At 58.7% G+C, this 12,986-nt stretch carries 17 protein-coding genes; 13 read left to right on the top strand and 4 right to left on the bottom strand.

The genetic code is table 11. The features are described 5' to 3' along the window. The first annotated feature begins 179 nt into the window (after nucleotides 1-179). From symE to FQK12_RS01810, 3 genes are all read left to right on the top strand, one after another. A complete protein-coding gene (gene symE / locus FQK12_RS01820; RefSeq protein WP_014227760.1) occupies nucleotides 180-515 on the top strand; it encodes an endoribonuclease SymE in 336 nt (111 codons plus the stop codon). Nucleotides 516-968: 453 nt separating this feature from the next. Next, entirely contained in the window at nucleotides 969-1,880 is a 912-nt protein-coding gene (locus tag FQK12_RS01815) for an acetamidase/formamidase family protein (protein ID WP_014227759.1), read from the top strand. After that, complete coding sequence (locus FQK12_RS01810) at nucleotides 1,877-3,220, top strand: APC family permease (RefSeq protein ID WP_014227758.1); 1,344 nt, start codon at nucleotides 1,877-1,879, stop codon at nucleotides 3,218-3,220. Before FQK12_RS01815 ends, FQK12_RS01810 begins: the two co-directional genes overlap by 4 nt. A gap of 121 nt (nucleotides 3,221-3,341) precedes the next feature. Here FQK12_RS01810 and FQK12_RS01805 read toward each other — a convergent pair whose 3' ends face one another. The 4 genes from FQK12_RS01805 to FQK12_RS01790 form a co-directional block, all read right to left on the bottom strand. Continuing rightward, nucleotides 3,342-3,644 (bottom strand): BrnA antitoxin family protein, encoded by a 303-nt coding sequence (locus tag FQK12_RS01805; protein ID WP_014227757.1) that lies wholly within the window; start codon nucleotides 3,642-3,644, stop codon nucleotides 3,342-3,344. Then, nucleotides 3,631-3,918, bottom strand: coding sequence for a BrnT family toxin (locus FQK12_RS01800; protein WP_071881753.1), 288 nt, complete (start codon nucleotides 3,916-3,918; stop codon nucleotides 3,631-3,633). The genes FQK12_RS01805 and FQK12_RS01800 overlap by 14 nt, the downstream gene beginning before the upstream one ends. Before the next feature lie 250 nt (nucleotides 3,919-4,168). Further along, on the bottom strand, nucleotides 4,169-4,612 hold the full coding sequence (locus tag FQK12_RS01795; RefSeq protein WP_014227755.1) for a FosA family fosfomycin resistance glutathione transferase: 444 nt from the start codon (nucleotides 4,610-4,612) through the stop codon (nucleotides 4,169-4,171). Further along, nucleotides 4,606-5,514 (bottom strand): LysR family transcriptional regulator, encoded by a 909-nt coding sequence (locus tag FQK12_RS01790; protein WP_014227754.1) that lies wholly within the window; start codon nucleotides 5,512-5,514, stop codon nucleotides 4,606-4,608. Before FQK12_RS01790 ends, FQK12_RS01795 begins: the two co-directional genes overlap by 7 nt. Before the next feature lie 87 nt (nucleotides 5,515-5,601). Between FQK12_RS01790 and FQK12_RS01785 the strand changes: the two genes are divergently transcribed. From FQK12_RS01785 to FQK12_RS01740, 10 genes are all read left to right on the top strand, one after another. Continuing rightward, nucleotides 5,602-6,384 (top strand): NAD(P)H-dependent oxidoreductase, encoded by a 783-nt coding sequence (locus FQK12_RS01785; RefSeq protein ID WP_014227753.1) that lies wholly within the window; start codon nucleotides 5,602-5,604, stop codon nucleotides 6,382-6,384. A gap of 147 nt (nucleotides 6,385-6,531) precedes the next feature. Next, nucleotides 6,532-7,116, top strand: coding sequence for a TetR/AcrR family transcriptional regulator (locus FQK12_RS01780; RefSeq protein ID WP_004098242.1), 585 nt, complete (start codon nucleotides 6,532-6,534; stop codon nucleotides 7,114-7,116). Between the two features lie 145 nt (nucleotides 7,117-7,261). Continuing rightward, on the top strand, nucleotides 7,262-8,062 hold the full coding sequence (locus FQK12_RS01775; RefSeq protein ID WP_014227752.1) for a transcriptional regulator: 801 nt from the start codon (nucleotides 7,262-7,264) through the stop codon (nucleotides 8,060-8,062). Beyond that, a complete protein-coding gene (locus tag FQK12_RS01770) occupies nucleotides 8,059-8,577 on the top strand; it encodes a FidL-like protein (protein WP_004098240.1) in 519 nt (172 codons plus the stop codon). The genes FQK12_RS01775 and FQK12_RS01770 overlap by 4 nt, the downstream gene beginning before the upstream one ends. Nucleotides 8,578-8,981: 404 nt before the next feature. Then, nucleotides 8,982-9,260 (top strand): BMC domain-containing protein, encoded by a 279-nt coding sequence (locus FQK12_RS01765; RefSeq protein ID WP_004098239.1) that lies wholly within the window; start codon nucleotides 8,982-8,984, stop codon nucleotides 9,258-9,260. A gap of 17 nt (nucleotides 9,261-9,277) precedes the next feature. Continuing rightward, on the top strand, nucleotides 9,278-9,562 hold the full coding sequence (locus FQK12_RS01760; protein WP_004098238.1) for a BMC domain-containing protein: 285 nt from the start codon (nucleotides 9,278-9,280) through the stop codon (nucleotides 9,560-9,562). Nucleotides 9,563-9,577: 15 nt separating this feature from the next. Further along, nucleotides 9,578-9,856 carry a BMC domain-containing protein gene (locus tag FQK12_RS01755; RefSeq protein WP_002442217.1) on the top strand — a complete coding sequence of 93 codons (279 nt, stop codon included), beginning with the start codon at nucleotides 9,578-9,580 and terminating at the stop codon, nucleotides 9,854-9,856. A gap of 53 nt (nucleotides 9,857-9,909) precedes the next feature. After that, a complete protein-coding gene (locus FQK12_RS01750; protein WP_014227751.1) occupies nucleotides 9,910-11,514 on the top strand; it encodes an acetaldehyde dehydrogenase (acetylating) in 1,605 nt (534 codons plus the stop codon). A gap of 27 nt (nucleotides 11,515-11,541) precedes the next feature. Continuing rightward, entirely contained in the window at nucleotides 11,542-11,799 is a 258-nt protein-coding gene (locus FQK12_RS01745; RefSeq protein WP_004098229.1) for a EutN/CcmL family microcompartment protein, read from the top strand. A gap of 15 nt (nucleotides 11,800-11,814) precedes the next feature. Further along, a complete protein-coding gene (locus tag FQK12_RS01740) occupies nucleotides 11,815-12,969 on the top strand; it encodes a 1-propanol dehydrogenase PduQ (RefSeq protein WP_014227750.1) in 1,155 nt (384 codons plus the stop codon). The last annotated feature ends 17 nt before the right edge of the window (nucleotides 12,970-12,986 follow it).

Genomic DNA, 12,986 nt, shown 5'->3' with positions numbered 1-12,986 from the left:
GCTTTATTCCCATCACCAGAAATAATCCATCCCTTTATCCCCGCCGTTATTTTCATTCATTTTCAGCTGGACTTTCCGTCTATTCCCTGATGATATGTACAGGTATTTATCGCAAGACGCCCGTGCTGCAACACGAGCGCCTCGCTAATCACAACCCCTATTGAAAAGGAATAGAGACCATGACTACCCCGCATTCTATTGCAGAATTCACCGATCCAGAAGTCTCCCCGGAAAATAACCGTAAAGGCACCGTCAGTTACGCGAGCCGCTTTGAAGATCATCAGCGTATCCCGGCGATTATCATGAAAGGCCAGTGGCTGGCAGCCGCCGGTTTTGCCACCGGCGCCAAAATCGATATCAAAGTAATGGAAGGCTGTATCGTGATTACCGCGAAGCAGCCGGAGCCGGAACTGGTGGAGTCTCTGCGCCAGCTGCATAAGCTGTCGGCGCGCAAGCAGAAGCAGGTGCAGGCGTTAATCGGCGCGATCGCCGGGCAGAAACGTAAGCTGGCCTAAGCTATATTCCCCGGCGGCGCTGCGCTGACCGGGGCTACGGGGTTCCGGCCGTCTGCGGGCCGGTAGCCCGGACAAGGCGCGTCAAGCGCCGCCTCCGGGATTTCTCTTCTCACGGCACCTAAAACCCCATAATGCGCTTATATCACCGCATATTTTAAAATCATACTGCCGCACGCTGCAGCGTAATATGCTGGATAATAACCCCATAACAGTAAACAATTAGCGAATGACCACTAAAGCCAAAATAACAAAAAGTTTTTTTGCTAAATAACCAGCATATAAGAAAACCCCACCAATATAGCTAACCGCATGATTCACCAGCAAATATATACCATTTATTTTTGAAAAAACTGACCTGATTGCCTTCCTGTGATAATCCCGATAAATTCACTCATTCCCTATACGGGAAACTCTAAATATAAAAAACGCAACAATATAACCGGGATGAATGTCATGAAAATAACCAAAGATCGGGTGGTTTACGCCATGTCGCGGGATAACGCTCCTGTCGCTACCGTCAGCAGCGGCAGTGAAGTGCTGTTCGAAACCTGCGACTGCTTCTCCGACCAAATCACCTCCGCCGATGCCGTGTTCAACGAGCTGGACTGGCAGCGTATTAACCCGGCGACCGGGCCGGTCTACGTCGAGGGCGCCGAGCCGGGCGATGCGCTCAAGGTGACCATCAAGCGTATAACCCTGAGCAGTCAGCAGGCGGTGATGGTCACCGCGCCGCAGCTCGGAGTGATTGGCGACGAGCTTGATGCCCCGAAGGTCACTATCGTGCCCATTGAGAATGACCATGCCGTGCTGCCTGGCAACGTGCGCGTGCCGCTCAATCCGATGGTCGGCGTGATCGGCGTCGCGCCTGCCGGGGAAGCCATCTCCTGCGGCACGCCGGATAGCCACGGCGGCAATATGGACTGCAAAATGATTACCGCCGGCAGCACCCTGTGGCTGCCGGTCAACGTTCCCGGGGCGCTGTTCGGGCTGGGGGATTTACACGCCGCGATGGGCGATGGCGAAGTCTCGGTCTGCGGTCTGGAAATCCCTGGCGAAGTGCTGGTCGAACTGACAGTGGTTAAAAACCGTAAGCTGCCGCTGCCGATGCTCGAAAACAGCGAGACCCTGTTTACCCTCGCCTCGGCGCTGACCCTCGATGATGCCGCCGCCCTGGCCACCCGCAATATGGCGCACTTTATCACCGACAATACCTCCCTGACGCTGGCTGAAGCGATCAGTATTCTGAGCATCGCCGGCGACCTGCAAATCTGTCAGGTAGTCGACCCGCTGAAAACCTGTCGTTATGCCTTACCGAAATCAGTGGCTGAACAGCTCTCCCTGAGCATCGAAGGGGAGCAGGCATGAGCGTCGAACAGTTTGGCTATAAGCAGGAGCTGCACCGGGCGCTGACCTTCCGCGACCTGCTGGTCTACGGCATGATATTTATGGTGCCCATCGCGCCGTTTGGCGTCTTTGGCTACGTCTGGGACGGCGCGCAGGGCATGGTGGCGCTGGCCTATCTTATCGGTATGGTGGCGATGTTCTTTACCGCCATGAGCTACTGGTCGATGTCGCGCGCGTTCCCGGTTTCCGGCTCGGTATACGCCTATGCCCAGCGCGGGATTCATCCCATTGTCGGCTTTTTTGCCGGCTGGCTGATCCTGCTGGACTATATTCTGGTGCCGTCGCTGCTCTATATCGTCAGCGCGGCGGCGCTGGCGCCCATGCTGCCGGGCGTGCCGGGCTGGCTGTGGATTGTCGGCTTTATCGCGATTAACAGCCTGATTAACCTGCGCGGCATTACCTTTACCGCACGCGCCAATAACACGATTCTGATCGCGGAGATCGTGGTGCTGTCGGTGTTCGTCGTCCTCGGGCTGATTGCGCTCTACTCCGGCGCCGGGGCGGGCCATCTGACCCTCGACCCGCTCTACAACGCCGATAAGTTCAGCCTGCCGCTGGTGATGGGCGCGGTCTCCATCGCCGTGCTCTCGTTCCTCGGCTTCGACGGGATCTCCACGCTGTCGGAGGAAACGAAAGGCGGCGTAGATACCGTGGGTAAGGCGTCGCTGGGCGCGCTGATGCTGGTCGGTTCGCTGTTTATCCTGCAGACGTGGATTGCCGCCGATCTGGCGCAGGGGATGACGTTCAACAGCCTCGATACCGCCTTCTACGATACCGCGAATCTGGCGGGCGGCGGCTGGCTGAAGTATGTCACCATGTGGTCGACGGTGATCTCCTGGGGGATAGCCAACGCCCTGGTGGCGCAGGCCGCCGTGTCGCGTATTCTGTTTGCGATGGCGCGCGATAAGCAGCTGCCGCAGCTGCTGGCGAAAGTGCACCCACGGCTGAAAACGCCTTACGTCAGCACTCTGTTTGTGGCGCTGATTTCGCTGGCTTCCGGCCTGTGGTTCTACGGCGATATCGATAACCTCAGCCGTCTGGTGAACTTCGGCGCGCTGATGGGCTTCCTGGTGCTGCACATTGCCGTGATAAACCATTACATCATTCGCCAGAAATCGCGCAATCTGGTGGTACACCTGCTGTTCCCGGTGGTGGGGCTGTGCATTATCGGCTTTGTTATTTATGAAATGGACGCGCAGGCGAAGGTGCTGGGGCTGAGCTGGCTGGCGGTTGGCGTGGTCTATTACCTGCTGATGCGCCTGGTGCTCAAGCGCAATGTGGAACTGAAGCTGGAAGGCTAACGCGATTTATCTCCCCGGCTCGCGCTGCGCTTAGCCGGGCTACGGGTTCCCCAGCCGTCTGCGGGCCGGTAGCCCGGAGAAGGCGCGTCAAGCGCCGCCTCCGGGGTAATCATGAGGCAGGCTATTTCTTGTTAAGATCGCGAATCATCGCTTCTCTTAAGATCGCATTCAGTCGCGTTTGATAACCTTTCCCGGGACGTTTAAGCCACTCCATAATATCGGCATCAATACGGACAGAAGCCTGAGTTTTTAGCGGTCGGTAAAATTTACCGCGTACGGCATCTGACCACTGTGCGTCGTCTGTGGCGGGAATATCGCTATAATCGATTTCATCATCCGTTTTGTTGGCCAGCGCTTTAAGCTCATCGTCTCGCTTAGCCGTAAGCGTATCCGGATTGTCACGTTTATGTTTAACCATGTTCATAACGATTTCTCTCTTTGCTGTCCGCCTTCCGGGCGCTGATAATACGAATGACCTCTGTTCCACTTTCAAAACGGACCGAATGCGCAACCATGATAACAATGACCCCATGAACGAGGCCGAGAGTTTGCCAGCGATATTCACCATTCTCATAACGATCCTGTCGGGAAAGATGCCGGGGATCGTCAAAGACGAGCACCGCTTCTTCAAACCGGATTCCATGTTTTCTTAGATTACTTCTTGCCTTGTTTGCATCCCATTCAAACTCCATTGGCATCATATTCATCCTGATTGTATATACAAAAAAGTATAGACAATTATCCAGCGATAATACTCTCAATGTTGGAAAAAACTTCACATTTTTAAAGCAGGAATTGTAAAGGATGTTCCCGGCTCACGCTGCGTTTAGCCGCGCTACCCGAGCGCTCGGGCCGGTAGCCCGGACAAGGCGCGTCAAGCGCCGCCTCCGGGGAAACAACGCGCAATACAGCCTCCACTTTTCCCCGGCTCGCGCTGCGCTGACCGGGCTACGGGTTCCCGGCCGCCTGTTCGTCCTCGCCAAAAAACACCATACCTTTATAGGGCTTCGCCCGGCACGCCGCCAGGCGCTGGGCGAGATTGCCAACGTGCAGCTCCAGCTTGTGGCCGTCCGGGTCGAGAAAATAGTGCGACGCGCCTTCGCTTTTATTGGTTTTCCATACCGGGACGCCAGCCGCATTCAGGCGCCCGGCAAAAAGCGCGAAATCCGCCTCCGCAATGCTGAACGCGTAGTGGGTGTAGTCGCTCTCCTCCGGCGAAATGACGCGCCGCTGCGGGTCCAGCGACAGGCACAGCCAGAGGTCGCCGCAGGAAAAATATGCGCCGTTATCCCAGCGCGCGCGCAGCGTCATCCCCGGAAGCTGCTGATAAAACGCCACGCTCGGCGCCAGCTGGCTAACCGCCAGGGTCAGATGATTTAATCCGCTTAACATGGCTTTTCCTCTAATGACGTTACGATTTGCTGGCGCAGCCACCGGTGCGCCGGATCGCGGTGCCAGCGCTCGTGCCACAGCATCAGCATCTCAAACCCGGCGACCGCCAGCGGCGGTTCAACCACCGTCAGGCCGCCAGCGCCACGCACCAGCCGCTCCGGCAGCACCGCCACCAGCTCGCTATTGCGCAGCGTCTCCAGCATAAACAGGAAATGTGGCACGGAAAGGACAACCCGCCGCGCCAGCCCGAGATTCGCCAGCGCGCTATCGGTCGCGGCGCTGAATCCACCGCCGTCCGGGGAGACAATCACCTGCTCCAGCTGGCAGAACTGCGCCAGGCTTAACGCCGACCGCAGCGCCGGGTGCCCCGCTCTACCCGCCAGCACGTAGCGTTCGCGGAACAACAAACGCTGATGCAGCCCGGGCGGCGCGCCGTCTCGCGTGTGAAAAAATAGATCCACTTCGTCGCGATCCGCCTGCTGTACCAGCCGCGCGGGCTGTAGCTCAAACAGCGCCAGGCGGCTGGCCGGAGAGGCGATGCGCAGGGTACTGAGCACCGGCAGCAAAATCGCCGACGCCATATAGTCCGTCGCCGCCACCCGCCAGGTCTGCGCCGCCGTGGCCGGGTCGAAAGGCTGAACCGGCGCTACCGCCAGCTCCAGCGCCAGCAGCGCATCGCGCAGCGGCCCGCGTAGTTCATCGGCGCGGGCGGTGGGCTGCATTCCGCGCGGTCCCGGCAGCAGCAGCGGGTCGGCGAAAATCTCCCGCAGTCGCCCCAGCTGCACGCTGACCGACGGCTGCGATAGGTTGAGGCGCTGCGCCGCGCGGGTGACGTTATTTTCGCTGAGCAGAACGTTCAGCGTGCGCAGCAAATTGAGATCCAGCCCCTGGAGATTAATCATCGCTATACCTGTTATTGAAGCAATTCATTTCTACTATAGCGTCGCCGACTCTACTCTGCAGCTCTCCATTGCTCAGAGGTGATTTCAATGAAAATACTACTGGTTTACGCCCATCCTGAACCGCATTCGCTTAACGGCGCGCTGAAAGATTTTACCGTGCAGCATCTGCAAAACGCCGGCCACGACGTGCAGGTGTCCGATCTCTACGCCATGCGCTGGAAGGCGGGATTTGATGCCGATGACAGCAGCGCGCCGCCGGTCGGTGAAAGCTGGCGGGCAACGCGGGATTCGCAGTACGCCTTCGCTAACGGCACGCAAAGCGCGGATATCGTGGGCGAACAGGAGAAGCTGCTGTGGGCCGATACGGTGATTTTTCAGTTCCCGCTGTGGTGGTTTTCGCTGCCCGCCATCATGAAGGGCTGGATTGATCGGGTCTACGCTTACGGCTTTGCCTACGGCGTCGGCGAGCACAGCGAAACCCACTGGGGCGATCGCTACGGCGAAGGCACGTTCGCGGGGAAACGGGCGATGCTGGTCGTTACCACCGGCGGATGGGCGGAGCACTACGCGCCGCGCGGAATTAACGGGTCTATCGACGACATCCTGTTCCCCATTCAGCACGGGATGCTGTTCTATCCCGGCTTTGATGTGCTGCCGCCGGTGGTGTTCTACCGCACCGACAAACTCGATGAACAGCGCTTCGCCACGCTGCGCGAGGCGCTGGCCCGGCGGCTGGATACCCTCTCCGAAACGCCGCCCATTCCCTTCCGTCGGCAGAATCACGGCGACTATCTGATCCCCTCTCTGAACCTGCGTCCGGATCTGGCGCCGGGCGAAAACGGCCTCGCTATCCACGTGAAGCCTGTGTGAATCTCGGTGGGTGATATTCGCGGCGCAGCGAATATCACCACAATTCATAAGGTGAACTGTGAGCCTCCACGCAATAACGTCATCCCATCCAGCTGCGCCCCTTCGCATATTGATAGCGATCAAGAATAATCATACCGTCTGGTCGGTATGATTCGGGCCATGAATATGGAAGCCCAACATCGTAAAAAAGATCCCGTCCGCCTGCATAAACAACTGCTGGAATCCGCCGCCACCATCGCCGGCCGGGACGGTATCGCCTCGCTGTCGCTGAACGCCGTCGCGCGCGAAGCGGGCGTCAGCAAAGGCGGTTTACTGCACCATTTCCCCAACAAGCAGGCGCTGATTTTCGCCCTCTTTGCCCGCCTGCTGGCGATTATGGAAGAGGCGATTGCAGAGCTTATGGCCGCGGATAACGTCTCTTATGGCCGCTTTACCCGCGCCTATCTGCGCTATCTGTCGGCGCCGGAACTCACGGATACCCAGGAGAGCCGCCAGCTGATGGTGCTGTCGCTGGCCATGCCGGATGAACCGGTGCTGCGAAAATGCTGGCGCGACTGGATGCTGGACCATCTGGCGAAAGGCGATGAACTGGACAATAGCCATACCGGCACGCTGGTGCGCTATGCGGCGGACGGCATCTGGCTATCGGAATTAACCGAGGGGCGCACCATGAGCCCCGGGCACCGGCAGTCGCTGGTCAGCGATCTGACGAAGATGACGCTTCCTGCGTGAAGCATATATACACTAAATAATTCGCGTTGCAGGAAGGCGGCAAGGGAGCGAATCCCTGGGAGCATAGATAACTATGTGACCAAGGTGAGCGAACGCAGCCAACGCACCAGCAACGTGAAGTATGACGTGATAGATTGAGGCCACGATGCGCTATAACATCCATGGCCGTCTTATTTATGATGCAATGGACGGCACGCTAACGTTACCGGGAAGCGATGAGGCGGACAGCCAGCTGTCCATCACCGCCAACGCGCTGCTGTGGTTCTTCCTGCGCCACACCGAGGTGGTCAGCCGCGATGAGGTGCTTAAAAAAGTCTGGGATGACAACGGGTTAACCTCATCCAACAGCAATCTCAATCAGTACCTGAGCATGCTGCGCAAAACCTTTCGCCACTACGATATCGACAACATTATCGTCACCGTGTCGCGCGGACTGCTGCAGCTCAATCCGGATCTCACCATCGAGAGGCTCGACGCCAGCCCGGAGCCGGAGCCGCCGCCCGCGGCAGAAGCCGAGCCAGACCCGGCCGCGGTCCCGGAAGAGCAAAAGACCGTTTCCAGCCGCCACGCGCGCGGTACCTGCTGGTATCTCGCCGGCGGCTGCCTGCTCACCATCGCCCTGCTGCTGGTGGTCTGCAGTTTTCTCGGCGGCAGCACATCGCACCCCATCACCCTGACGCAAATGCGCCACAGCCAGTGCGAGCTGCTGGCCAGCGATGAGATGCTGCGCTCCGTTGCCGGAACCGCCTACGGCAAGAATTTTGATGCCGTGCGCCAGCGCCTGAAGCTGGAATGCAAGCCCGGCGAACGCTTCGTCTTCTTCTATGGCGACCGGCTGGAAACCAACGGCCTGGGCCGGGTATTCCTCGCCCACTGCGCGATGCATGAAGATAACCCGTTCAGCTACTGCGATAACTATTTTTACTATTCATGGAAACCGCAATGAGACTCGCCCCGCGCCCCTTTTTCGCCCTCTCCAGCCTGGTATTTATTGCCGCCGCCGGGTTCTGCGCCTGGAAGCTGCTGCCGGTCGAGAACGGCGGGGTGATGAGCTGCTCGACCAAAGCGATTATGCGCTTTGAGAACATGGAGAAGGAGAACGTTAACGGCAATATCCATTTCAACTTTGCCGCCAACGGCAAAGGGTCGATGGTCGTCGAGGGCTACACCGATTCCGCCGCCGGCTGGCTTTATCTCCAGCGCTACGTCAAATTTAGCTACACCAGCAAACGCATCTCCACCACCGAGCGCCACTATCGCATCAGCAAGTGGGAATCCAGCGCCTCGTCCATCGATGAGTCGCCGGACGTAATCTTCGACTATTTTATGCGCGAGATGTCCGACAGCCACGATGGCCTGTTTCTCAACGCGCAGAAGCTCAATGAGAAAGCCATTCTTCTCAGTTCTATCAACTCCCCGCTCTACGTCTGCACGCTGAAGTCCGGCAGCAAGCTTGACTAAGCTCACACCCGCTTTTCCTTCCTCGCTTTCCCGTGAGTAAAACCGCACGTTTTGCATTTAGCCTGCCGAAGAAAACGCGATCCTCTCCACACTTCATATATCGTCAAATTACCCCCGATCTGCAATAAATTAGCAACTTATTAACATCAATCCGCCTCCGGCTAAATGGTGAAAAAAGCGCCACAATCGTCACTGAATTCGCCCCGCCATCGCAGCATAAATGCATAAATCAGCGCCTTAACCAACCTAAATCACAGAGCAAAAGACTAAAAATACCACGCTAGCAGATTTAAATTTCACTTCACTCGCCATTCCCTATAGTGAATTCCGAACGCCGCATCCGCGTCCTGACGCCGTTACGCGGTCGGTTTTCCGAATCACAAAACTGTTCTGGAGGAGAAACCATGGGTGATGCATTAGGGCTTATCGAAACCAAAGGTCTGGTGGCCTGCATTGAAGCCGCGGATGCGATGTGTAAAGCCGCCAACGTCGAGCTGATTAGCTATGAAAACATCGGCTCGGGGCTGGTGACCGTGATGGTGAAGGGCGACGTCGGTGCAGTGAAAGCGGCGGTGGATTCCGGCGTCGAATCCGCGCAGCGCATCGGTGAAGTAGTGACCTCGCTGGTTATCGCTCGTCCGCATAACGACATCAACAAAATCGTCATTAAACACAAGGCCTGATGGCCAGGAGAACGCAAATGGGTGATGCATTAGGTCTGATTGAAACCAAAGGGCTGGTGGCCTGTATCGAAGCGGCGGATGCGATGTGTAAAGCCGCCAACGTGGAACTGATTGGCTATGAAAACGTCGGCTCCGGCCTCGTCACCGCGATGGTGAAAGGCGATGTCGGCGCGGTGAAAGCGGCGGTGGATTCCGGCGTCGAATCCGCGCAGCGCATCGGTGAAGTGGTGACTTCGCTGGTTATCGCCCGCCCGCATAACGACATCAACAAAATCGTCTCGCATTACAAAATCATGGATTAACCGGAGAAAAACCTGATGAAAGAAGCGCTAGGGCTTATCGAAACCAAAGGGCTGGTGGCCTGTATTGAAGCGGCGGATGCGATGTGTAAAGCCGCCAACGTGGAGCTGATTGGCTATGAAAACGTCGGCTCCGGCCTCGTCACCGCGATGGTGAAAGGCGACGTCGGCGCGGTGAATGCCGCGGTGGATTCCGGCGTGGAAGCGGCAAAACGCATCGGCGAAGTCGTCACCTCTCGCGTCATCGCGCGTCCGCATAACGACATCGAAAAAATCGCGGCGCAGCACAAAGCATGACCTGACAGGGCGCGCCCCGTCTCCACTCTTTTAGTCTGATGAAGGATAGACTCATGATTGAACTGGATAACGATTTGCAGTCCCGGCAGAACGCCCGGGAGCTGGTGCGCAATGCCAAAAAGGCGCAGGCGATTCTGGCCACCTTTTCGCAGCAGCAAATCGACGCCATCGTGAAGAACGTGGCCCAGGAAGCGGCGCATCATGCCGAAGCGCTGGCGAAAATGGCCGCGGAAGAAACCGGTTTTGGCAACTGGCAGGACAAAGTGCTGAAGAACCGCTTCGCCTCGCTGCGCGTCTACGACGCCATCAAAGATATGAAGACCGTCGGCATCATTCATGACGATCCGCTACAAAAAGTGATGGACGTGGGCGTGCCGCTGGGGGTGATTTGTGCGCTGGTGCCATCGACCAACCCGACCTCCACCGTCATCTACAAAACGCTGATTGCCCTGAAGGCCGGCAACGCGATTATCTTCTCCCCGCATCCCGGCGCCCGCCAGTGCAGCTGGAAAGCGATTGAAATCGTGAAGCGCGCGGCGGAAGCGGCAGGGGCACCTGCCGGTAGCGTCGACGCCATTAGCCAGCTGACCCTCGAAGCCACCTCAGAGCTGATGCACAGCAAAGACGTGTCGCTGATCCTGGCGACCGGCGGCGAAGGCATGGTGCGCGCCGCCTACGCGTCCGGCACGCCGACCATTAGCGGCGGCCCGGGTAACGGCCCGGCGTTTATCGAACGCAGCGCCGATATCCCCCACGCGGTGAAAGATATCATCACCAGTAAAACCTTCGATAACGGCGTGATCTGCGCCTCCGAGCAGTCGATTATCGTCGAACGCTGTATCTACGACGAAGTCCACCGCGAACTGGAAGCCCAGGGCGCGTACTTCATGAACGAAAGCGAAGCGGCAAAAATGGCGGCCCTGCTGCTGCGCCCCAACGGCACCATCAACCCTAAAGTGGTCGGTAAAACCGCGCTCTATCTGAGCCAGATGGCCGGCTTCTGCGTCCCGGCCAGCACCCGGGTGCTGATTGCCGAGCAGGCCACGGTATCGCATTCCAACCCCTACTCGCGGGAAAAACTGTGCCCGGTACTCGGCCTGTACGTCGAAGAGGACTGGAAAGCCGCCTGCCACCGCGTCGTGGAGCTGCTGACCAACGAAGGCCTCGGCCACACGCTGGTGATCCACACCCGCAACCAGGACGTCATCCGCCAGTTCTGCCTGGAAAAACCGGTTAACCGCATTCTGATCAACACCCCGGCGGCGCTGGGCGGCATCGGCGCGACCACCAATATCACCCCGGCCCTGACCCTCGGCTGCGGCGCGGTCGGCGGCGGCTCCAGCTCAGACAACGTCGGGCCGATGAACCTGCTCAACATCCGCAAAGTGGGCTACGGCGTGCGCTCCATCGATGAGCTGCGCGCGCCGGGCAGCCGCCCGGAACCGCAGCCGACCATCGTCAGCCCGGCGGCCGGCCCGAACCGCAGCATCTTCGACGATGAGCGCTTTAACGCCCCGGCGACCGCTGCCACCGCAGCCCACCCGGCCAGCGCCGACGATCGCTTTGCGTCTGCCGCCGCCGTCGGCGCGGACAGCGAGATTAATGAGCAAAACGTGGAACGCGTCATCCGCCAGGTGCTGGAACGCCTTGGTAAGTAACACATTGATATAAGGCGATAAAAAACAATGATTCTCGCAAAGGTAGTCGGACATGTCGTCGCCACGCAGAAGTGCGATGAGCTACGGGGCAGCAACCTGCTGCTGATCGTCAAATTAGATGATGACCAGCAGCCGATGAAAGACCAGACCTGGGTTGCCGTTGATAGCGTCGGCGCCGGTATGCACGACATCGTGCTGGCCGAAGAGTACCTGGCGCTCAACAAAGAGCGCTACAAGGCCATGTCGGTGGTCGCCATTGTCGAGAACGTGTTTCGGGACGCTTAAGGAGTCAATAACCCAATGAGTGAATTTTTGCTGAAACCCCGGATTCGCTTTGGTCAGGATGCGCTTGCCATCCTGAACGAGCTGCCCGCCCGCAACGTACTGCTGGTCACTGACCAGGCGATGGTTAAGTTTGGCCTCGCCGATCGCGTCACGCAGATCCTCAATGCGCGCGGCATCGCTTACCAGGTCTGGGACGACGTGGTGGCCGACCCGGATATCGCCACCGTAGTGCGCGGTATGAAGCGGATGGATAACAGCTATCCGGATCTGGTTATCGCGCTGGGCGGCGGTTCGGTGATTGATGCAGCCAAAGCGGTTATTTTCGCCCTGGCGCAAACCCGTCCGAACGCTCACCGCGAGCCGCCCTGCTTTGTGGCGATCCCCACCACCAGCGGCACCGGCTCTGAGGTCACCGCCTTTTCTGTGGTGAAAGCCCACGCCGAGAAGCTGGTGCTGGTGGACCCGTCGCTGCTGCCGGATATCGCCATTCTTGACCCGGCGCTGGTGGCCTCGGTGCCGCCGGCGATCACCGCCGATACCGGGATGGACGTGCTGTGTCACGCGCTGGAAGCCTATGTCTCCCTCGCCGCCAGCGACTTTTCCGATGCGCTGGCGGAGAAAGTGGTGCAGCAGGTATTTCGTTTTCTGCCGACCTGCTGGCGCAACGGTGGCGACCTGCTGGCGCGGGAAAAGATGCACAACGCCTCCTGCATGGCGGGCATGGCTTTCACCAACGCCTCGCTGGGCATCACCCACAGCCTTGCCCACGCGCTCGGCGGCGTGTTTCGCGTCCCCCACGGCCGCGCTAACGCCCTGCTGATGGCGGACGTGGTGGCCTGGAACGCCGATTATCACGGGCAGTGCGATACCGATGCCGCCCGCAAATACGCCCGATTAGCCCATCTGCTGGATCTGCCCGCGGCCACTACCCGCCAGGGCGTCGCCAGCCTGCTGGTCGCCATTCAGGCGCTAAAAGACGAAATGAGCATGCCGGGCGGCATTCGTGATACCGGCGTCATTGCCGCCGAATTTGAACAGCGGCTGGCGGAGATGGTCGGCCAGGCGCTACGCGACAGCTGTACCCCGACGAACCCACGCGCGCCGGACGCTCACGCACTGACCGAACTCTATCGCCGGGCATGGACCGGCAACGCCGTTCAGGGCCACTGATAACAAGATTTGGAGAA

Origin of the sequence: Klebsiella sp. ME-303, assembly GCF_007910085.1 — a bacterium.
Taxonomy (GTDB): domain Bacteria; phylum Pseudomonadota; class Gammaproteobacteria; order Enterobacterales; family Enterobacteriaceae; genus Klebsiella; species Klebsiella michiganensis.
The sequence above is the reverse complement of the archived record's forward strand: the minus strand, read 5'-3'. Positions and strand labels throughout refer to the sequence as shown.